This window comes from Pseudomonas sp. SWRI99, assembly GCF_014270125.1.
Taxonomy (GTDB): domain Bacteria; phylum Pseudomonadota; class Gammaproteobacteria; order Pseudomonadales; family Pseudomonadaceae; genus Aquipseudomonas; species Aquipseudomonas hamedanensis.
Genome location: NZ_JABWQR010000027.1, coordinates 53,324 through 74,605 on the forward strand (window position 1 = coordinate 53,324; position 21,282 = coordinate 74,605).

The window sequence follows — 21,282 nt, forward strand, 5'->3', positions numbered from 1 at the left end:
ACGCAAAAAAGCCGGGAATTTCCCGGCTGCCGCATCATACACACGTTTTCCCAAAGGATCACCCCGCCCGAGGTTTTAGCCGCCGGGCGGAGTGATTCAGATCAACGTCGTATCAAGGCTTGGCCTTTTCCAGGTAATGGAAAAAGTCGCTGCTTGGGTCGAGGACCAGTACGTCGGATTTGTTCGCGAAGCTTTCACGGTAGGCACGCAGGCTACGGTAGAACGCGTAGAACTCCTGATCCTGACCGTAGGCCTTGGAGTAGATCGCAGCGGCCTGGGCATCACCATCACCGCGAACCTCTTCGGATTCACGATAGGCTTCAGCCAGCAGCACACGGCGTTGACGGTCGGCGTCGGCACGGATGCCTTCGGCCAGCTCGTTACCCTTGGCGCGGTGCTCGCGAGCTTCACGCTCACGCTCGGTGCTCATACGTTCGAACACGCTGCGGTTCACTTCCTTCGGCAGATCGATGGTCTTGACCCGGACATCGACCACTTCGATACCCAGCTCTTTTTCCGCCATCTTGTTCAGCGACGCAGTGATGTCAGCCATCAGTGCATCACGCTCACCCGACACGACTTCGTGCAGGGTGCGCTTGCCGAACTGGTCACGCAGACCGGATTCCAGACGACGGGACAAACGCTCGTCGGCGATCTGCTTGAGGCCGGAGGTCGCGGTGTAGAAGCGCTCGGCATCTTTCACGCGCCACTTGGCGTAGGCGTCGACCATCACCGCTTTCTTTTCCAGGGTCAGGAAGCGCTGCGTCGGTGCGTCCAGCGTCATCAGGCGTGCGTCGAACTTACGCACCTGATTGACGTAAGGCACTTTCACGTGCAGGCCCGGCTGAACATCAGCCTGAACCACGCGACCGAATTGCAGCAGCACCGCACGCTCGGTCTGAGCGACGATGTAGAAGCAGTTCCAGCCCACCAGTACCACGACGACGCCAACAATAAGGGCGATCAGCGATTTATTGCTCATCAGCGGGTCTCCCTTGTGCGCGTCTGCGGCAGGTCAGTGACATGCGGCACGGTTTCCGTGTTGTTGCTGGCGGCGGCCGAACCGGTGACCGGTGCGCTGCCCGAACTGTTCTGGATCATTTTGTCCAACGGCAGGTAAAGCAGGTTGCTCTGGCCGTTCTTGTTGCCGGTCACGAGCACCTTGCTGGTGTTGCTGAAGACTTCCTGCATGGTGTCCAGGTACAGACGCTGGCGGGTTACTTCAGGAGCCTTGCGATACTCGGCGACCAGTTTGGTGAAGCGATCGGCCTCACCCTTGGCGCGCGAGACGGTTTCGTCACGGTAGCCATTGGCATCTTCGATGATGCGCTGGGCCTGACCACGGGCTTCAGGCACGACGCCGTTGGCGTAGGTCTCAGCCTGGTTGCGCGAACGCTGCTCGTCTTCACGGGCGCGGATCACGTCATCGAAGGCTTCCTGAACTTCACGCGGTGCCGCTGCGCTCTGTACGTTGACCTGGGTGACCGTGATACCGGTGCGATAGGTATCGAGGAAGCGTTGCAGACGCTCCTTGATTTCGCTGGCCATCAACTCACGACCTTCGGTCAGCACCTGGTCCATGGCGGTGGAACCCACCACGTGGCGCAAGGCGCTGTCAGTCGCGTGCTGCAGGCTGATTTCCGGCTGATCGACGTTCAGCACGAAGTCCTGCAGGTTGCTGATCTTGTACTGCACGGTCAGCGGCACTTCGACGATGTTCTCGTCCTCGGTGAGCATCTGGCCCTGCTTGGTATACGCACGTTCACGCGTGACGTTTTCCATGTACTTCTTGTCGATCGGCGGGAAGTAGATGTTCAGGCCCGGGCCGACGGTCTCGTAGTACTTGCCGAATCGCAGCACTACGGCCTGCTCCTGCTCGTCCACCACGTAGACTGCGCTGTACAGCCAGACAGCCGCCAGCACGACCAGGCCGATGCCGAGCAGGCCGCCGAAGCCGCCACTGCGTTTGCCCGAACCACCGCCGTCATCACCACGTTTCTTGCCACCACCGAACAACCCGTTCAGGCTTTCCTGCAGCTTTCGGAAGGCCTCGTCGAGATCCGGTGGCCCCTTGCGGTCGCCGTTATTGCGGCGCTTGCCACCCCAGGGATCCTGATTGTTCGAGTTGCCACCCGGCTCATTCCAAGCCATAGCGCTCTCCATCTGATAAAGCAAAGACGCACCCACGGCGCGCCGACCAATGCTACAGAATGCCTGCCGTTGCGGCATAACCGCTTTGTCAGGCTTTTATTGCAAAGTGTGTTGCTCGATGAATTCCATCGGCTGCAATCCTTCGCGGCTTACCAGTCGATTCAACTCGACCCGGGGCAAACGAACGGTCAGCAGGCTGACGCCTTCTTCATCGTGTTCTTCTTTTTGCACCGCACCGAGTTCGAAGAACTGCGCACGCAGTCGAGCGAATCGTTGCGGCAAGCGCAATGTGCCAACAAACAAATCACTGCCCAGCAACTCGGCAATGGCTTGCTCAAGCAATTCCAGACCGCTGCCATCACGCGCCGAGAGCCAGACCCGTTGCGGCTTGCCATCGGCATCGCGCTGGATTTGTGGCTCCACGCCTTCAAGCAAATCGAGTTTGTTATAGACCTCGAGGATCGGCAAGTCCTGGGCGCCAATCTCGCCCAGCACCACCATCACCTGCTCGATCTGCAACATGCGATCCGGTTCGGCCGCATCGATCACGTGCAGAAGCAGGTCGGAGTTGCTCGACTCTTCGAGCGTAGACCGAAATGCTTCGACCAGCTTGTGCGGCAGGTGACGAATGAAGCCCACCGTGTCGGCGAGGACAATCGGACCGAGGTCGTCAAGGTCCAGGCGGCGCAGCGTCGGGTCCAGCGTGGCGAACAACTGGTCAGCCGCGTACACGTCGGACTTCGTCACGTTGTTGAAGAGTGTGGATTTGCCGGCGTTGGTATAGCCCACCAGAGACACGGTAGGAATATCCGCGCGTGATCGGCCGCGACGCGACTGCTCGCGCTGGCTGCGCACTTTTTCCAGCCGACCCTTGATCTGGCGCAGGCGCACCCGCAGCAGACGACGGTCGGTTTCCAGCTGGGTTTCACCCGGGCCGCGCATGCCGATACCGCCACCCTGACGTTCAAGGTGAGTCCAGCCGCGAACCAGCCGGGTGCTCATGTGATCAAGCTGGGCCAGTTCGACCTGGAGCTTGCCTTCATGGGTACGGGCGCGCTGGGCGAAAATATCGAGAATCAGACCCGTGCGGTCGATCACGCGACACTCGAAAACGCGTTCGAGGTTACGTTCCTGACTGGGCGTGAGGATGTGATTGAAAATCACCAGATCGGCTTCTTCAGCCTTGACCAGGTCGCGCAACTCTTCGACCTTGCCGCTGCCGATCAGGTATTTGGCGGTTGGCCGATGACGCGGCACGTTAAAAAACGCAACGGTCTCGGCGCCAGCCGAATTAGCCAATTCCTGAAACTCCTGCGGATCTTCGCGCGCCTCAGGGTCCTGTCCATCCAAGTGAACGAGGATGACTCGTTCACCACCACCGTGGCGCTCAAAGAACAAAGGAGACTCCTATCAGGCGTTACCCGGCGCTGGGTCTGCATCACCCTGTTCGCTTTCGGTTGCACTAGGCAGACGAATCGGACGCACCGGCACTACTGTCGAGATAGCGTGTTTGTAAACCATCTGGCTGACGGTGTTTTTCAGCAGGATGACGAACTGGTCGAACGACTCGATCGTGCCTTGCAGTTTGATACCGTTGACCAGGTAGATGGAAACCCCAACTTTCTCTTTACGTAAAGTATTCAGGTAAGGGTCTTGTAGCGAATGCCCTTTTGACATGTGCCGCACTCCTTTAAGGATTCAATAATAAAAAATAGGTAATTCAGATGGCTTTGGCCGTCACACCCCCAAGGATAGACGGCAATTGCAAGGACTCAGCTCAATATGGAGATGGTCCCAAGGTATTTCAAGGCGCGTGGCAGATTGTCGCAATCAAGACTGTCCAGCCAGTGTATATCTTCCCAGCTGCGCAGCCAGGTGAACTGGCGTTTGGCCAATTGCCGCGTGGCAATGATGCCGCGCTCCTGCATTTCAGCCAACGTCAGCTTGCCATCCAGGTAATCCCAGACTTGGCGGTAGCCTACCGCACGTATAGACGGCAACCCCGAATGCAGGTCACTTCTTTTACGCAGGGCTACGACCTCATCGATAAACCCCTGTTCCAACATATTTGTGAATCTTTGTTCAATGCGCTCATGCAGTACCTGGCGATTTGCCGGAGCAATGGCCAGGTTCGCGACAGTATAGGGCAATTGTTGCAGTCCCGAAGCGGCTGCTTCAGTACTTTGCGCAGATTGCTGCTCGCGCAGGGCGGTCATGCTCTGGCCACTGACCCGGTAAACTTCCAGGGCGCGACTCAAGCGCTGCGGATCGTTCGGGTGAATCCGCGCCGCCGATACCGGATCGATGACCGCCAACTGATCGTGCAGGGCTTGCCAGCCAAGGCGCGCGGCCTCTTCTTCAATCTGCGCACGGACCTCGGGATCGGCTGCCGGCATGTCTGCCAGACCTTCGACCAAAGCCTTGTAATAAAGCATCGTGCCGCCCACCAGCAGCGGAATTTTTCCGCGCGCGGTGATATCAGCCATAGCCAGCAGCGCATCGCGGCGAAAATCGGCAGCCGAATAAGTCTCGGCCGGATCGAGTATATCTATCAAACGATGCGGGTATTTGGCCAGTAACGCCTTCGACGGCTTGGCCGTGCCGATGTCCATGTCGCGATAGACCAGCGCCGAATCGACGCTGATCAACTCGCAGGGCAGCACCTTGGTCAACTCGATAGCCAGATCGGTCTTGCCCGCAGCGGTCGGGCCCATCAGGAAAATCGCTGGAGGAAGCTGGCTCATCAACGACCGCGCAGGAACAGTTTGTCCAGATCGTCCAGGCCCAGTTGGGTCCAGGTCGGTCGGCCATGGTTGCATTGACCGCTGCGCTCGGTGTTTTCCATGTCGCGCAGCAGGCCGTTCATTTCCGCCAGGGCCAGGCGCCGGTTGGCGCGGATCGCGCCGTGGCAGGCCATGGTGCCGAGCAGTTCGTTCAGATGCGCCTGAATCCGGTCGCTGGTGCCGTACTCCATCAAGTCCGACAGCACGTCGCCGACCAGCCGGTTGGCTTCGGCCTGCTTGAGCAACGCCGGAATCTGCCGGATCGCCAGGGTTTCCGGGCCAAGGCGTTGCAATTCAAAGCCCAGACGCTGAAACCACGCCGCATGTTCTTCAGCGCAATCAGCTTCGCGCTGACTGACCGCCAATGACTCTGGGACAAGCAGCGGCTGACCACTGAGGCCTTCGCTGGCCATGGCGATTTTCAGCCGTTCGTACATGATTCGCTCGTGAGCGGCGTGCATGTCCACCAGCACCAGCCCATGAGCGTTTTCGGAAAGAATGTAGATGCCCTTGAGCTGCGCCAGTGCGTAACCGAGCGGCGGGATGTCTTCCTGACCGGTGGGCAATGCGTCGGCGTTGGCTTGCGGCAACGGTGCGAAAAACTCTTTGTAAGCGGCCTGAGCCTCGGCCGCGGGCACGGCCGATTGCGGACGCGGCGTGTATTGATACTGATAAGCGCCGCCAGCGCTGGCGCCGGAGGACGTGTTGAACGCCGGTTGCGCCTGCGGTTGTTCAAGCAACGCATTCGCGGCCAGACGCATCTCGCCCTGTGGGCCGAATTCGCCCGCCTCGATTCCGCTCGGTCGAACGATCGCCGTGGTGACGGAGCCGGCCAGTTGATCTTCCGGGCGCACATCGCCCAACGCGCGGTGCAGTGTGCCGTAGAGGAAATCATGGACCATGCGCCCGTCACGGAAGCGCACTTCGTGCTTGGTTGGGTGCACGTTGACGTCGACCGCTGCCGGATCGACCTCGAAAAACAGCGCAAACGTCGGATGCCGACCATTGAACAGCACATCGCGATACGCCTGGCGCACGGCATGAGCCACCAGTTTGTCGCGCACCGCCCGGCCATTCACGAAGAAATACTGCAAGTCCGCCTGGCTACGGTTGAACGTCGGTAAGCCCACCCAGCCCCACAAGTGCAGGCCGTTGCGCTCGATCTCGATCGGCAACGCCTGCTCGAGAAAGCCCGAGCCGCAGATTGCCGCGACACGCCGGGCGCGGGCCGCGTCGTCATGGGCCTCATGGAGGCTGAGGATGGTCTTGCCGTTGTGGCGCAGATGGAAAGCCACATCGAAGCGCGCCAGCGCCAGGCGTTTGATCACTTCTTGCAGGTGATCGAATTCGGTTTTTTCGGTCTTGAGGAACTTGCGCCGCGCCGGGGTGTTGAAGAACAGGTCACGCACTTCCACCGAAGTACCGACCGGATGTGCCGCCGGTTGCACACGGGGCGCCATGTCGCGACCTTCGGTTTCCACTTGCCAGGCCTGATCGGCATTGCGGGTGCGTGAGGTCAGAGTCAAACGCGCCACCGAGCTGATCGACGCCAGTGCCTCGCCACGAAAGCCCAGGCTCATCACCTGCTCGAGGTCTTCGAGATTGCGGATTTTGCTGGTGGCGTGACGGGCCAGGGCCAGTGGCAGGTCATCGGCAGAAATACCACTGCCGTCGTCGCGCACGCGCAGCAGCTTGACGCCACCCTGCTCGACGTCGACATCAATGCGCCTGGCGCCTGAGTCAAGGCTGTTTTCCAGCAGCTCCTTGATCACCGAGGCTGGACGCTCGACCACCTCACCGGCGGCGATCTGGTTCGCCAGCCGTGGGCTGAGCAGCTCGATGCGCGCCGTATTCAGGACCTGGTTCATTCTTTGGACGCCAGTTCGGTGCCGGGAATGGTCAAGTGCTGACCGACTTTCAGCTCGTCGCTTTTGAGATTATTGGCGGCGCGCAAAGTGGCTGGCGAGACTTGATAGCGCACGCCGATCATCGCCAGGGTTTCACCCGGACCGACGCGGTGGTCGCGCGGGCCCTGGGCGATCTTGCCGGAGTCACGCAGCCAGGCGATGTAAGTGCCCGGTGGCGGATTCTGCTGGAAGAACTGGCGCACGCCGCTGCTGATCGAACGTGCCAGCGCCTGCTGGTGGCTCGCCGCCGAAAGCTTGTTCGCTTCGTTGGCATTGGAGATGAAGCCGGTTTCGACCAGGATCGACGGAATATCCGGAGACTTCAGCACCATGAATCCGGCCTGTTCCACGCGCTGTTTGTGCAGCGGCGTGACCCGGCCGATGTTGGTCAGGACTTTCTGGCCGACATTGAGACTGGAGGTCAGCGATGCGGTCATCGACAGGTCGAGCAGCACGCCGGCGAGCATGCGGTCCTTGTCGTCGAGGCTGACGTTACCGGCACCACCGATCAGGTCGGAGCGGTTTTCGCTGTCGGCCAGCCAGCGGGCGGTCTCGGAGGTAGCGCCACGATCAGACAGAGCGAACACCGACGCACCGAACGCGGCAGCTGACGGTGCGGCGTCGGCGTGAATCGAGACGAACAGGTCGGCGCCCTTCTTGCGGGCAATTTCGGTACGGCCGCGCAACGGAATAAAGTAATCACCGGTACGGGTCAGTTCGGCGCGGAAGCCTTTCATGCCGTTGACCTGACGCTGAAGCTCGCGGGCGATCTGCAGCACCACGTCCTTCTCACGCTGGCCGCGCGATCCGGACGCACCCGGGTCTTCGCCACCGTGGCCGGCATCGATCACCACAATAATGTCGCGCTTGCCGGCCGGGGCGGGCGGCAACTTGATTGCCGGTTCGGTCGGGGTCACCGGCACTGCCGGCACAGTCGCCACCGATGGCGTCGGAGCCGGCGGCGGTGCGGCGTCGGCCGGGTTGTCGAACAGATCGACCACCAGCCGGTTGCCGTACTGCGCGTTCGGCGCCAGCGAGAAGCTTTTCGGCGTGACAGCTTTTTTCAGGTCGATAACCACACGCAGGTCAGTCGGCGTGCGCTGGGCCGAGCGCATCGCTGTGATTGGCGTGTTCGCCGTCTGTACACTCAACGGCGCGCCGAGGGTGGCGCCGTTGATGTCGATCACCAGTCGATCCGGTGCGGTGAGGGTGAAAACGCTGTGTTGCACCGGGCCGCTCAGGTCAAACACCAGTCGCGTGTTGTCCGGCGCCCGCCACAGGCGCACGCTGTTGACCTTTGAATCGGCCACAGCGTTGACGGTTACTGCCATCAATATCAGTCCAGCGGCAGCCACCAACGCGCGAAAGCGCATACCAAACCCCATCATTTAATTGAATTCCGATGCCAAAGCGGCACACCAGGCCTCGCCACGCGAGCCCTGGGCTAATATTTTCAGCGAACGCCCGCTGTCTTGCGGGCTAATGGTAATGGTCAGGTCAGGCTTTGGCAAAAAGCCTGCACCTTTATCGGGCCACTCGATCAGGCACAGGGCATCGTCTTCGAAGTAGTCGCGGATGCCGAGAAACTCCAGCTCTTCCGGATCGACCAGGCGATACAGGTCGAAGTGAAAGGCGCGAATGTTGCCAATCTCGTAGGGTTCGACCAACGTGAAGGTCGGGCTCTTGACTGCCCCGACATACCCCAGCCCTCGGATGATGCCCCGCGACAGCGTGGTTTTGCCCATACCCAGGTTGCCCTCGAGAAAAATCAGGCCATGGCCCTGGGTCACGCGGGCGATCCGTGCGCCAAAGTCGCTCATGGCCTGTTCATCGGCCAGGTACAGGGTTACTTCAGACACGGTGCTTGCTCCTCCAACAACTGACGAATGGCTGGAATCAGATCACTGGCCGCCAGCCCACGGCCGAATTTCCCTTGCTGCAGACCGGCATTGGCGTGCAGCCAAACCGCGAGACATGCAGCATCGAATGCGTCCATGCCTTGCGCCAGCAACGCGCCGATCAGACCGGCCAGCACATCACCGAGCCCGGCCGTGGCCATGGCCGGATGCCCTTGATGACACAGTGCCAGACGGCCGTCCGGGTGAGCAATCAGACTGCCGGAGCCTTTGAGCACGACAACCGCCGAATATTGTTTGCTCAAGGCCAGCGCCGCCGCCGGGCGATCAGCCTGGACCTCGGCGGTACCGATTTGCAGCAGACGCGCCGCCTCGCCCGGATGCGGAGTAATCACGCAATCCTTGGGCAGCTGGACAAACTCCCTGGCCAGCAGGTTCAGCGCATCGGCATCCCACACCTGCGGCAACGCGGCGTTGGCGGCTGCTGATAACAAGGCGCGGCCCCAACTCGCCTGACCAAGGCCCGGCCCGACGACCAGCACCGAGACCTTTTCCAGCAGGCCCATCAGTTGATTGGCTGACGAGGCGCCAAGCGCCATGGCTTCAGGTACACGGGTCAGCGCTGCCGGCACATGCTCGGGACGAGTCGCCAGCGACACCATGCCCGCACCGCTGCGCAAGGCCATTTGCGTACTGAGCAGAATCGCCCCGCCAAAACCGTGATCGCCGCCAATCAGCAGCACATGGCCGAAACGCCCCTTGTGTGAAGTCGGCGCGCGCGCGGCAAGTATTGGAAGGTTAGCGGCGTTCAGCCGTCGCGCGCTGACGGGAATGTCACGGAAGGTTTCGGCAGTGGCATGCAAGTCATTAAATACCAACTCGCCGACGTGATCCGCTGCGTCGCCGGTCAACAGCCCGATCTTCAGGCCAATGAACGTCACCGTAAGCTCGGCGCGCACGGCAACGCCCAGCTCCCGACCAGTGTCGGCACACAGTCCCGAAGGGATATCGACGGCCGCCACCGGCAAACCGCTGGCGTTGATCGCAGCAATGGCAGCGGCATAGGGTTCACGCACCTCGCCACTCAACCCGGTGCCAAGCAACGCATCGAGGACGACGCCGCGCAATTGGCTTTGCGCCTGCCAGCGTTGCACCGCAACACCTTCGGCCAGCGCCTCGGCGTGGGCCGAGGCCGCGTCGCCCTGCAAACGCTGCGGATCGCCAACCGCCAACACCTGCACCGACCACCCGGCACGTTGCGCGAGCAGGGCCACCAGATAACCGTCGCCGGCATTGTTGCCGTGACCGGCCAGTACCGTCAGCGCGTTCGCTGTCGGCCACTGGCGCACCAGCGCGCGCCACGTTGCCCGGGCGGCACGCTGCATCAGTTCGAAGCCCGGCGTGCCGGCGGCAATCAGCCGTGCGTCGAGTTCGCGCACCTGTGCGGCGCGGTACAGCGCGTCGGGTAATTCATCTTTCGTCTGCGGCATGCGTCTTCGGGCTCCGATGTCTGGCAGAATTATACGCACCTCAGCTCCGGTTTCTCTCGCCTCATGTCCGCCATCACCACAGACCTGCCCGCCCTCGCCCAATCGATCAAGGACTGGGGCCGTGAGCTGGGCTTCCAGCAAGTCGGCATCAGTGGCCTGGACCTGGCTGAGCATGAGCAGCACCTCGCGCGCTGGCTCGAAGCCGGTTATCACGGCGAGATGGATTACATGGGCGCCCATGGCAGCAAACGCTCGCACCCCGAGGAACTGGTGCCGGGCACTTTGCGCGTGGTTTCACTGCGCATGGACTACCTGCCCGGCGATACGCAAATGGCGCAAATGCTGGCGCAACCGGAAAAAGCCTACGTGTCGCGTTATGCCTTGGGCCGCGATTACCACAAATTGATCCGTAAACGCGTTCAACAACTGGCCGACAGGATTCAGGCGCAGATCGGCCCGTTCGGTTTTCGCGCCTTTGTTGACAGTGCTCCGGTGCTGGAAAAAGCCATCGCCGAGCAGGCCGGGCTGGGTTGGATCGGCAAAAACACTCTGGTGCTCAACCGCAAGGCCGGCAGTTATTTCTTTCTCAGCGAATTGTTCGTTGATCTACCGTTGCCGGTAGATGAGCCGCACAGCACCGAACATTGCGGGCGCTGCACCGCGTGCCTCGATATCTGCCCGACCAACGCCTTCGTCGGTCCGTATGTGCTGGACGCCCGGCGTTGCATTTCCTACCTGACCATCGAGCTGAAAACCGCCATCCCCGAAGAGCTGCGTCCACTGATCGGCAATCGCGTGTTTGGCTGTGATGACTGCCAGATCGTCTGCCCGTGGAATCGTTTCGCCCGGCCTACCGGAGAAAGCGATTTCAAGCCACGGCACAATCTGGATAACGCTGAGTTGGCTGAGCTGTTCATGTGGGACGAAGAGAAGTTCTTGAGCAGCACCGAAGGCTCGCCGTTGCGGCGGGCGGGCTATGAGCGCTGGTTACGCAATCTGGCGGTGGGGCTAGGCAATGCGCCTTCAACGATTCCGGTGCTGGAAGCGTTGAAGGCGCGACGTGATTATCCGTCAGAGTTGGTTAAAGAACATGTGGAGTGGGCACTTGAACAGCACTCCAGACCTTAAACCCCCGTAAAAGGGCAAGCACAGTACTCAGAGTGCTCATATGCGCGTTGTAACCATATTTTTGGCCGATCTCATTATTGCGTTGGTCTCCCCGTCGGTCCAATGGCCCCCCGCCCGCAGGACTCTGCAAACTCTCTGGTTACTGTCCTCCAGAAGATAAATACGCTCCCCACGTCCTTTCGAGGCCGTAAAAAAAACATGCGTTACTTTTCTTCCATCACCGGCTGCGCCGAATTCCTCGTAATACATCCTGGACCTCCTGGCTGCCTGTAGGGGGGACATATCGCTTTCCACGAGCTGGAAGAATTCGTCGGCCATCGTCTTATGAGTGGCATAGACGTAGTCTTCTGCATCGGGCCTGATTAATTGCCAAGGCCTCTCCGCCGCTTCCTCCACGGGCGCATTCGCTCTACTTGAATTTTGCCTCGCGCGTCTTCCCCCAAGCCGTCGTGCTGTTCTGGCTGCGTCGTCTCTATTAGGGCTGAGGCCTTTGCTAAAAGCTGAAGCCATCTTCCTGCCAGCATTCACAGCAGCTTTTGCACCCGCCGCCATACCTGCACCGAGCGAAGCCAGTCCCAGGCCAAAACTGATCCAGCCCAATATCTCGCCGGCTTGAGAACCCGGGTCCAGCCCATTGACCACCTCGCTGGCAATACCCGCCAAGCCTGAGGCGACCGCCAGCCCCAGTGCTGCCACTGCCCATGGCGTCGCCGCGCCCATCGTCACCACGCTGGCAACAATCCCGAGAATACTGAGCCCGATGCCCAGGATCGATTGCCAGGAGATATGCCCGGTAGGGTCAACCCGATTGACAGGGTCGCCCAGGCAATAACTGTAGGCATTGACTCCGCCACCGCCGAATGGACTCATGCTATCGGGAGCAAGAAAACGCATCAGTGTCGGGCTATAGGCCCGGTAACCGTTGCCCAGCAGATACAGCCCGGTAACCGGATCCAGCTGTTCGCCGTTGAACCCCGCCAGGCTGAACAATCCGCCGTCGGCAGGACGGTGCCCATAAGGGCTGTAGGCGCAATCGGTGAGCTGTTCCTTGCCCAGCGTTGCCAGCACGCTTTGCTGCTGATCGGTGCCAAACAGCTGCGCGCCGACATTCAAACCACGTTGCTGTTGCCCTACGAGCGTTCCACCGTGACGGACAATACTGGATGAATTTTCACCACTCACCTCATTGGCGACCCGGCCTGCGTAGTAGTAACGCTGCGTAGTCACCTGATCGGGTTGCGACAGCTCAACCAGATCATCGAAACCGTCGTAATGGTAGCCACGAATGACTGAACCGCCTGCGCCGGACAATTGCTCGAGCCGTCCAAAAGCGTCATAGGCCAAGGTTCGCCCCTGGTCGTCCTTGATCATCCTGCCGCTGGCGTCGTACTCCAACGTCACTGCCGGCGGATAGTCGGCATGGGAGTGTTTGACTGCGCTGAGCTGTGCAGGATCAGGATTGTCATAACTGAACGTAGTCAGATTGACGCCCAGCGGGAACTTCGTCTGCACGGTAAGAATGTTGCCCAGCACATCGAAGGTGAACGTCTGCCGAACAATTTCCTTACCGTATGGATCACGGGGCTTCTGCATGCCGGTACAGTCGTACTGGATCAGACGCCCGCGCGCATCGTAGGCGAATTGCTCGTCGCGCAATACTTGCGTGCCACGCCTGGACACTTTCTGCGCCAGTTTGCCAGCAAGCGTATAAGTCGATTCCAGCGTCTGGTCGGGCTGGCCCTGAATCTCGAATTTACGGCGGGTTTCGCGACCGATATCGTCATAGGCGAATCGGGTGATCATCTGCCGCTTGATCGACGTATCTTCGGTTTTCGTCCAGCCCAGCATCCCCGTCTGGACGTCATAGTGGAATTCGGTTTTCAACGAACCCTGCGTGGTAAATAGCAGGCGGCCGTGCTGATCATAGTCGGATCTGCATTCGGCTCCGAGTACATCGACATGGGTGATCGGTCGCCCCTGCAAGGAATAGGTACTGGACGTTTCTTTACTGATAGCGCCGAAGGTCGTCGTTTCGGTTTTGACGCGTCCGGAGGGGTAATAGGTAAAGCTGCGTTCCCGGCCGTTTTCGGTACAGGTCAAGGGATTGCCACTGACGGGGTCGTACGTCATGGTCGTGAGCAATGCGCCGACCTTGCGCTCCGTCAGTAAACCGCCCAGATCGCGCAAATAGGTGAATTCGGTTTTGTTGCCATCAGCACTCCTGTGCCACTGCGGTTGAGTGAAGCCCGCTTCATAACCAGCCTCGGACTTTCGTCCACCCACGGTACTTTGTATTAATCGACTTAAACCGTCATAAGCTTGCTGCCCCAACACTATGTCATCGACCTTGATGCCGATCGGTAGCCCCTCATCGCTATGCTCGGCATAGTCGGTCACGACCGTACTGGCGTCGGGCAGGACACTGCGGATTATCCGGTCAAAAACGTCGTACTCATATCGAGTGGTATTGCCCAGAGGGTCTGTCTGGCTGGTTGTGCGCCCGTACCCGTCATAGGTGAAAGCGGTTTTGCCGAGACTCTTGTTCTTCAGGTTGAAGCGCTCGACACTGAGTGGCTTACCGAAATCATTGACGAGGGTGAGTGTCTTGCCCATTCCCTGAAACCAATGGGATTGCTGGCGAAGCACCGGGTCCGCCTCACTATGCTCAATACGCCCATCGGCATGCAGCGTCTTGCTGACCTGGCCCCAGAAATCGAATTCGTAGCGGGTGCTGACCGGATAAGGCTTGTTATCGCGCCAATCGGTCAGCGTCACTTCCACCTTGTGACCGACCGAATCATGCAGGGCGCAATACAGCGTGCGAGCCTGGATGAGACCGTCCTTGTCGGGATGGTCGCAGTCCTTTTCCTGAACGGTGATGACCCGTTCCAGGCCGTCATAGGTCACTCTTTGCTCGCCACCGCCTGGATCCGTGGTCACCACTGTCGCCGGCTGCTGTTTGGTGGCGGCCAGATAGGCCCATTGGGTGGCAGCCGCATAAGGTGTGCCAGAAGCGACTGTTTTGCACACCGCACGGCCGATGGCATCGTATTGATGTTCGATGTGCTCGCCATCGACACCCGTTTCCGAGACCAGTAATCCGGTTAGCGTCGAGAGCATTTTTTCACTGGTCTGCAGCGTGCCGTCAAATCCGCGTGTGCTGGACTTGACCCGCAATCTCTCACCCTCAAGTTCATAGGAAAATTCGGTAGAGGTTTTTTTATCATTCAGGGTGACACTTTGCTCTTTCGTAGCCCCGTGCTTGAGTGGGTCCTCAGGCGAGTTCAGATAACTGCGTTCGGTTTTCGAGCGTAAGACCTCAACGCCTTCCACCACTTCGCACAAACGCTCCTCAACCGGTACGACAGATGCCAGTTCCGTATCCTTCAATGCTGGATGCAGTGCATAGTCGTAGTACGTGACAGTCGACGCCCCCCCCGACGCGGCAGCAGTGACCGTCCTCTTTCTCGGGAACCGGGTAAAACCCAGCGGATCCTCTGGGCAATTATCGCCACCACTGGCCGGATAAAATTCCGTCGAAGTCGTGACCCCACTCGGCTCAACCTGCTTGAGCAGGTTGCCTTCCTGATCGAACTCGGTGAGGGTGGTTTCCACACGCTTTTGCTGGGTGCGTCGATCAAGGTACGTCACCGTATGCACCTTCGGCATGCGGAACTGAGCCACCTGGTCATTGAATGGCTTGGTGACGGAGCAGTGATATTCGGTGGCGGTTTCGATCTGCGCGTCGCCACAGGTGGTCGTCTCTGCGACGAGGAGATGAAACTTGTTGTAGGTGCGTTTGATGCGGGTGTGAACTTTGCCTTTTACCACCCACTTCTCATCCGAGGTGTATACGTAGTAGCCGGGCGCCTGATAGAGAGGATCCCCGTCACTGTCTCTGGCCGGCAGCAGTCCCTGGCCGAGAAAGTTATGGTCGGAGTACTCGTAAGTCTTGCAGAGCCTGGGTTGGCCACGCCCTGGGTAAATATCGTGAGCGATGACAAACGGCAATGTCCGGTCAACGCCACTGACGAAGCGATGGCCTTGGCGCTTGTAGCGAATGATCTCTACACCGCGCAATGGGTTGACAAGGCGGTGCAAATAACTGGCCCCGTCAATCACCTCATATTCCAGCTCCCAACCTTTACCGAGCGGTAGCTCGATAGCCGTTACCCGAGCGTTTTTCAAGATCAACTTGTAGTTGGAACTGGAAGCAGTGTCGGGATGCCGGGTCAATACCACCTGGCCTGCCTTGCGTGTGACCCTCAAGAGGCAGCGCTTGGTGTCATTGATCTCGGTCAACTTGGGAAACCCGTTGAACAACTCATGCTTCAGCGTAACGCTGACACCGTTCGCCGCAATTATTTTTTCCGCTACGGCGAAATGACTGCCCGCCAGGACTTTCAGCAACTCACGCCGACCATCCTTGTATCGGACTTCATAGCGCCCTGCCCCAGTTACCAATACCCTCGCGGTTTGCAGCTTCATTTCCTTGAACTTCAGGCCGGCAGGCGTCTCGACAGCCTTGTAGCGTTCACCGTTGGACAAGGTCATGACTTTGCTCTGCAAATCATAACAGGGCGTGGTCAGCGACCAGCCCGTACCGAAACCGACATCCGCCTGATTGAGCGGATTAAAACCCAGTGAAAATGCAAACTCGGGGCCATTGAGATCCGCTGAATGAAACTTTCCCAACGAAAGGGCGCAGGTGTACATGCCCGTACGGGGATCAACGCCTCCGGAAACAAATTCACCAAAGTTGAAAGCGTTTGAATGAACAGCGGAAGATGAAGTGTTTGCCATGGAAAATCGTCCTTTACTTTCAGATTCAGAAAATTGCCAGTCCAATGGATCAGCGATGACTCGCTGATCCCATGACGAAATCAGGCAAACTGTCTCATCGGCCGCCTCGATTCACTCAGAACCAGAATGAATCGCTCTTTATCACCATCGATTGAAAGCCTGTGCTCCGAACCGAACTCATCGATCACTGCAAACTCGAATCCATCTTTATTTTTCGGATCAGCCTGCAAGTCAGCAGAAGCATATTGAACGAGGGTCAATTGTCCTGGCACTCCATTGATCGGGATATTCTGGTTACCGACGAGAGTGCGAAGCGTGGCGTTCACGCCATAAATCGGCGCCAGAAAGCCATAAAATCCTGTTCGACTATTTAATGAAGTGGAAGAAATTTTCCCAGACACATAAATCTTCACCGCGTCTGCAGAGTCATAAGGATGGAGTTTTACTTCACTGCTGTACCAGTCGAGCAGATGGATCTGCCGGCCATCCGCGTGAAGACCAATATGAAAACGTTGAACCCAGTCGTATCGGGCTCTCTGCTGTTGCTCAGCATATTTGGTCAGAGAGAAGCTGCTAACTGGATATTTTTTCGGCGGGATCGCCTCCAGCGTGACACTGCTGTCGAAGCCGACTCCGTTGGATCGCAACACCACGCCGTTCATGACAATCTCGGCTGCGACTTCCATAATTCCAGGTCGGGCAGCCGAAACCCAGAACTGAAAAATCTGTACCGGGTCAGAGTCGTCGCTTATCCGGTTATACGTGACGCGCGGGACTTCAGTCAGCCGAGTTGCACCCCCCGTCATTTCGTGAGCATAACGGTTCTCCTGAAGCGATACGCTCCAGTCTCCCTCCAGCGGCCGAGAGCCGTTATAGGCGATCAATCGCAGCGACTGCAACGCCGGATGTCCATACAGTGACGCGCCGTCGCCATTGTTATCGATGCCGTGAAGAAGAACCAATACACGCACCTGCATGCGACCGTTGGCATAGAGCACCTTGTGCTGGCCAGAATTTGCGGCGTCGAGTTTCACCTCGATACGGGAGATATCAACTTGTTCATCAATCATTTTACGATACCTTGCTGGTTGATAGATTTCGCCCTTTAAGGACTCAGCAAAGTATTGAGGCTTAACTTAAATTAAAACAGCCGAGACATTCGACAAATTATGAGAAGGCAATAATTTAACATCTCCATCACCAACTTACACAAATACTCACACACTCAAAAATTGCAAATATCACGACGCAAACTTTAACAACCTCATCCCTGAACCTCTGATTCCAGCACGCGGGGACTTTTCTCCCCTTCTGACTTAAGCTACACAGAATCAGAAGGGGAAGTCACCGGACAGCTACCCTTGTCAGTATATGTTATGAAGATAAAGAATCCGTCACCTTTACCAACATTTCAGTCACTGTCCGACCCTGTCGAAATCCCGCTTTCAGAAGATTCACTATCGGAGTCAGATTGTGAAACCACATCCTCCACCTGGATTTCCACCTTCCGATCCATACTGGAGTTTTCTAAATACTGACTAATCCGTTGCCTTGACGCTTCACTCAGCGGGTTATTCACTAAACCAACGAACAGATCCTGAGTATCCGGTATCTCAAACAACTCATATCCCACGTCGGAAATATTATTATCATGCAACGCCACGACACCCAGTTTCCTTAGCGCATCTATGCCTGAAGGTACGTTGGAAAGATTTGCGTTGCTCAGCATCAATCCGGTTAAACCTGCCATGTAGCCTACCTGCGGAGCAACTGTCAGAGGGTTGTTTGCCAGATTCAATCGGGTAAGCGTTTCGATTCTGGACAATCCCTCAACGGTGACCTCGGATAGTGTTAGCGAGCACCCGTCCAGTGTTAGCTCGCTTAACTGGCGCATTTGAAATATTCCTGATGGGAATTCCCCGATTTCAATGCCAAAAATCCCTATTGATTGAACATTGGGAAAACTGTCAAGAAACGCCCCCATCCGTGCGCCCGGTTTTTCTACGGTCAGGATCAACTCCGTTACATATTCAAATCTGGTGGAAAGCCTTGGTAACTCACCCGAAAAATCGACATAGTAAGAAAAATGATAGTCTCCCTCCCCCCACTTTGACACCGACTTGCGCTGCCAGATATCTCGCAGCTTTGCGCTGAATCGCTCGCGAGCCTGGCGTCGCTCCGCCTGTGTGGTAGCGCCGTCTGGTTCCGATACCAGGGTATGAGGTGGCGGCCCATCGGCATTCCATATCGCCAGTTCATCGCACAACGTCGCAAACTCTTTTTCCAGACGAATCAATACACCGGCCGGATCATTCTTCAAACGTTCGTTGATGAACTTTGCCGCCTCCTCGTGCGAAAGCTGCGGATAAAGATCATGTACCCGCTCCACGACGGACTTTGTCGATGCCGGTTGGCTGTCTCCCCCCCCATGCAACTGACCCCTTTGCCCGAATTGCACGGTGCCAAGGTCGACCTGGGGTAGCGGTGCGAGCCCGAGCAATTTGCTCACGGCTGCGCGCGTCGGCAGCGGCTGGGCACGGATCAATTGTCGCAGCGCTGCACCACCGTCTTTTGTCACACCGAGTAGCTGGCGTTGTTCGGGCAGCAACAGCAAAAAGAGTACCGAACACAGATCTTTCGATCCCTGAGGTGAAGAGCCATCGCCACGGTGAGTGGCATAACCATCATTCTGGCGAATCAGTACGTGACGAAACGGTGAACGGGCATCGCCTATAGCGCCCAGAACGTCAGAGTCCGTCGCCCCCCGGCGAATCTCGATACGCATTTGCTGCGGCCAATTGGCAAGGTTGCCGAGCATATGCAGCATTAATCGATCACTGTCCGGGTTCGATACTGCCTCTAAATAAAGGCCTTCCCCGGCCCTGGCCAGACGGATTTCCCGCAGGGCTACCAGGATCTCTTGCGCAACTCGCTGTGGCATGCCCGGTTGATTGTGCATATGCAAACGCTCGCTGGCGCTGGTGGTGCGCCATATCGCTTGTGCGGCAGTTTTCGGCAGACCCGGAAATACCCGGCGCATGCGAAGAGTGTTTTCATCACAGTCGGCTTCGAACGCTTCTTCCAGGTTTTTGAACCGGCCGAACCGCTCAGAGGGTATCTGGTGCCCCTCTGCCTGAATCAGGTGATCAAGTTCGAATCGCCTGATGGTGTCCTCCAGCAAAAAAGGTGCGGGACGCTCATTGACGAGCACATCGCGCAGTAACGATTCAGTGACCCCGCTCACGGCTAACATGCGTCCGACCGTCGCGTCGCTGAACTGCGCTACGGAACGGCCCATCTGGCGAAAAAGCTGTGCGGTTTGCGCTGATATAGAATCGAGAAAAATGACGCTCTGGCTATCGAGCGGGCGCCACAACTGCCCCTCCTCGCCCGGTATCAGCCATGGACCGGAGGGCTCGAGTTCGCGGGAGTTTGTTGCCCTGAACAGGCCGCTGCCTGGATCGGTGACGACCTGAACAAACTGACCATCGGCAATCGCGACATATTCGCGCCCCTTGAATATCCAGACGCCCCGAGAGCCGACCTTCATCAAACTCGTGGGCGCCAGCACCCGGAAACCCGCCAGCGCCTCGCCCGCTGTGGCATGAATCAATTCATCTGCGACGGGATTCATCAGACTGACGCTGATCGCCTGCTCGGGATTAACCGAATCCACAATCGCAGGTTTCGGCCTGATCTCCGCAAGTCGAGGCTCGGTAAGGTGCGGCAGTGGTGAGAGGACTGTTTCGCTGTCCAACGGCCGTCGCGAGCCGTCAGCGTCGAGATCCGGTTTTTTCGAAAGGCCGGTTGCAGGGTTGCGGGGTGGTTTGCCAACCATTAATGCTCATCCTTGAGTGGTGGTGTGCTGGCTCCACAGCACCGCGGAGCCAGCAAACGTTTGTCTGTAAAGTATCGAACTTCAATCAATCATGGGATTGCCGAAGTTTCAGCTTACAGACTTTCACCCTCTGCAGCGGCATATATATCTACCACTTGTAACAGCTCAAGTTCGTCGCGCTGAAGTTATCCGCGCTCCAAATAAAATTGGCGCGCTGCAAAATCCGTACGAAGGGCAAGTTTATGCTCAGTACCATACTGATCGATGGCCTGAAAGTGAAATACTTCAGCGTCGCTGCTTGCTGGCTCAATAGTGGAATACCCGGAGAGCGCCTGCACCACGGTCAACTCCCCGTCTCTGTCACTGACCTTGACCGAATAGCGTTTCTTCTTGGTTGATAAATATAACCAGCCCTGCGCGCCGAAACTGAGTACATCGGAGAGCGGCGGGCCGTCGAACGGCAACCATACTTCCTGCGTCTTTTGTTCAGGCAGAACAAAGATGCCTTGAAGATGATTGGTTGAAGACTCCCGCAGCTTGTTACCTTTGGCAAACAAACGGCTGCCCCGGCCGCCTTCCGAAATCCAGTCCACCAGTTTGATTTGCTGCCCGCCCTGCGGATACAGCCCCAGATAATAGTTCCAGATGCGATTGCCTGGCTCTTCGTTCCCGCGCCGGACCGAGTACCAGCGGAAACTGTCGATGGAATAGGCAACGGGTTCCTTCGCAATCAGGCTCACGCTGCTGTCGTGGACACTGGAAAGCGTCGTGCCGTTACTACGGATGACCTGCTGGTTTACCGTCACACGTGCGGCAACCTGGGTTTCTCCGGCACCGGCCGAAGATACCCAGAAGGTCCGTACCTGCGGATGCACGGAGTCATCCTCATCGGGCACGGTATTGCCGCTGTAGTGCGACTCCAGGGTGAATCTACCTTGCTCATCGCTGGCCTTCCAGCCATTGCTCAGCGGTTGGCCGCTGCTGTAATGAATGAGGCTGATGCTGTCTATCACTTCGGCCGGAACATGAACCGCATTGCCATCGGCATCGGCACCCGCTACAAGTACTTGCACTTTGACTTGCATGCGGCCATTGCCGAAAAGTTCTTTGCTGCGCGTGCTTTCTGCCGCATCGAATTTAACTTTCAGCAATGTAAGGCTTTCAAAAGCCCCGATCATGGCTGGCTGAACCTGTGTTTCTTCCGTGACTTCACCCATGTTTGCACTTCCTTTGCTTTCGTATGATTTCAGAAAATCGACATCAGAGTTGATGTCCCTGAATTAATAACATTCAGCGCAAAGAAAGCGAAAAGCAAAACTGTAAGAA

Annotated in this window: 14 protein-coding genes; 1 reads left to right on the forward strand and 13 read right to left on the reverse strand. The window is 57.8% G+C overall.

What is annotated here, in order from left to right; genetic code table 11:
• Positions 1 to 112: 112 nt before the first annotated feature.
• The 9 genes from hflC to HU743_RS20800 form a co-directional block, all read right to left on the reverse strand.
• Positions 113 to 982, reverse strand: a complete 870-nt coding sequence (hflC, locus tag HU743_RS20760) for a protease modulator HflC (RefSeq protein ID WP_186547653.1) — start codon at positions 980 to 982, stop codon at positions 113 to 115.
• Positions 982 to 2,151, reverse strand: a complete 1,170-nt coding sequence (gene hflK, locus HU743_RS20765; RefSeq protein ID WP_186621696.1) for an FtsH protease activity modulator HflK — start codon at positions 2,149 to 2,151, stop codon at positions 982 to 984. Before hflK ends, hflC begins: the two co-directional genes overlap by 1 nt.
• Positions 2,152 to 2,247: 96 nt before the next feature.
• On the reverse strand, positions 2,248 to 3,549 hold the full coding sequence (gene hflX, locus HU743_RS20770; RefSeq protein WP_186547657.1) for a ribosome rescue GTPase HflX: 1,302 nt from the start codon (positions 3,547 to 3,549) through the stop codon (positions 2,248 to 2,250).
• A gap of 12 nt (positions 3,550 to 3,561) precedes the next feature.
• A complete protein-coding gene (hfq, locus tag HU743_RS20775; RefSeq protein WP_108592145.1) occupies positions 3,562 to 3,828 on the reverse strand; it encodes an RNA chaperone Hfq in 267 nt (88 codons plus the stop codon).
• A 95-nt stretch (positions 3,829 to 3,923) separates the two neighbouring features.
• Entirely contained in the window at positions 3,924 to 4,895 is a 972-nt protein-coding gene (gene miaA, locus HU743_RS20780) for a tRNA (adenosine(37)-N6)-dimethylallyltransferase MiaA (RefSeq protein WP_186650939.1), read from the reverse strand.
• Positions 4,895 to 6,802 (reverse strand): DNA mismatch repair endonuclease MutL, encoded by a 1,908-nt coding sequence (gene mutL / locus HU743_RS20785; RefSeq protein ID WP_186650942.1) that lies wholly within the window; start codon positions 6,800 to 6,802, stop codon positions 4,895 to 4,897. Before mutL ends, miaA begins: the two co-directional genes overlap by 1 nt.
• Positions 6,799 to 8,229, reverse strand: coding sequence for an N-acetylmuramoyl-L-alanine amidase (locus tag HU743_RS20790; protein ID WP_186650944.1), 1,431 nt, complete (start codon positions 8,227 to 8,229; stop codon positions 6,799 to 6,801). Before HU743_RS20790 ends, mutL begins: the two co-directional genes overlap by 4 nt.
• Complete coding sequence (gene tsaE / locus HU743_RS20795) at positions 8,230 to 8,700, reverse strand: tRNA (adenosine(37)-N6)-threonylcarbamoyltransferase complex ATPase subunit type 1 TsaE (protein WP_186650946.1); 471 nt, start codon at positions 8,698 to 8,700, stop codon at positions 8,230 to 8,232.
• Complete coding sequence (locus HU743_RS20800) at positions 8,688 to 10,187, reverse strand: NAD(P)H-hydrate dehydratase (protein ID WP_186650948.1); 1,500 nt, start codon at positions 10,185 to 10,187, stop codon at positions 8,688 to 8,690. The genes tsaE and HU743_RS20800 overlap by 13 nt, the downstream gene beginning before the upstream one ends.
• Positions 10,188 to 10,250: 63 nt before the next feature.
• Between HU743_RS20800 and queG the strand changes: the two genes are divergently transcribed.
• Complete coding sequence (queG, locus tag HU743_RS20805) at positions 10,251 to 11,315, forward strand: tRNA epoxyqueuosine(34) reductase QueG (protein ID WP_186650950.1); 1,065 nt, start codon at positions 10,251 to 10,253, stop codon at positions 11,313 to 11,315.
• A gap of 36 nt (positions 11,316 to 11,351) precedes the next feature.
• Here queG and HU743_RS20810 read toward each other — a convergent pair whose 3' ends face one another.
• From HU743_RS20810 to HU743_RS20825, 4 genes are all read right to left on the reverse strand, one after another.
• Entirely contained in the window at positions 11,352 to 16,118 is a 4,767-nt protein-coding gene (locus HU743_RS20810) for an RHS repeat-associated core domain-containing protein (RefSeq protein ID WP_186650952.1), read from the reverse strand.
• Positions 16,119 to 16,198: 80 nt separating this feature from the next.
• On the reverse strand, positions 16,199 to 17,188 hold the full coding sequence (locus HU743_RS20815) for a hypothetical protein (protein ID WP_186650954.1): 990 nt from the start codon (positions 17,186 to 17,188) through the stop codon (positions 16,199 to 16,201).
• Positions 17,189 to 17,529: 341 nt separating this feature from the next.
• Positions 17,530 to 19,956, reverse strand: coding sequence for a leucine-rich repeat domain-containing protein (locus HU743_RS20820; protein WP_186650956.1), 2,427 nt, complete (start codon positions 19,954 to 19,956; stop codon positions 17,530 to 17,532).
• Between the two features lie 185 nt (positions 19,957 to 20,141).
• Positions 20,142 to 21,173, reverse strand: coding sequence for a hypothetical protein (locus tag HU743_RS20825; RefSeq protein ID WP_186650958.1), 1,032 nt, complete (start codon positions 21,171 to 21,173; stop codon positions 20,142 to 20,144).
• Positions 21,174 to 21,282: the final 109 nt, after the last annotated feature.

Coding starts and splice junctions, on each gene's coding strand:
- hflC (WP_186547653.1), bottom strand. CDS start 982: ATGAGCAATAAATCGCTGATCGCCCTTATTGTTGGCGTCGTCGTGGTA.
- hflK (WP_186621696.1), bottom strand. CDS start 2,151: ATGGCTTGGAATGAGCCGGGTGGCAACTCGAACAATCAGGATCCCTGG.
- hfq (WP_108592145.1), bottom strand. CDS start 3,828: ATGTCAAAAGGGCATTCGCTACAAGACCCTTACCTGAATACTTTACGT.
- miaA (WP_186650939.1), bottom strand. CDS start 4,895: ATGAGCCAGCTTCCTCCAGCGATTTTCCTGATGGGCCCGACCGCTGCG.
- mutL (WP_186650942.1), bottom strand. CDS start 6,802: ATGAACCAGGTCCTGAATACGGCGCGCATCGAGCTGCTCAGCCCACGG.
- HU743_RS20790 (WP_186650944.1), bottom strand. CDS start 8,229: ATGATGGGGTTTGGTATGCGCTTTCGCGCGTTGGTGGCTGCCGCTGGA.
- HU743_RS20800 (WP_186650948.1), bottom strand. CDS start 10,187: ATGCCGCAGACGAAAGATGAATTACCCGACGCGCTGTACCGCGCCGCA.
- queG (WP_186650950.1), top strand. CDS start 10,251: ATGTCCGCCATCACCACAGACCTGCCCGCCCTCGCCCAATCGATCAAG.
- HU743_RS20810 (WP_186650952.1), bottom strand. CDS start 16,118: ATGGCAAACACTTCATCTTCCGCTGTTCATTCAAACGCTTTCAACTTT.
- HU743_RS20815 (WP_186650954.1), bottom strand. CDS start 17,188: ATGATTGATGAACAAGTTGATATCTCCCGTATCGAGGTGAAACTCGAC.
- HU743_RS20820 (WP_186650956.1), bottom strand. CDS start 19,956: ATGGTTGGCAAACCACCCCGCAACCCTGCAACCGGCCTTTCGAAAAAA.
- HU743_RS20825 (WP_186650958.1), bottom strand. CDS start 21,173: ATGGGTGAAGTCACGGAAGAAACACAGGTTCAGCCAGCCATGATCGGG.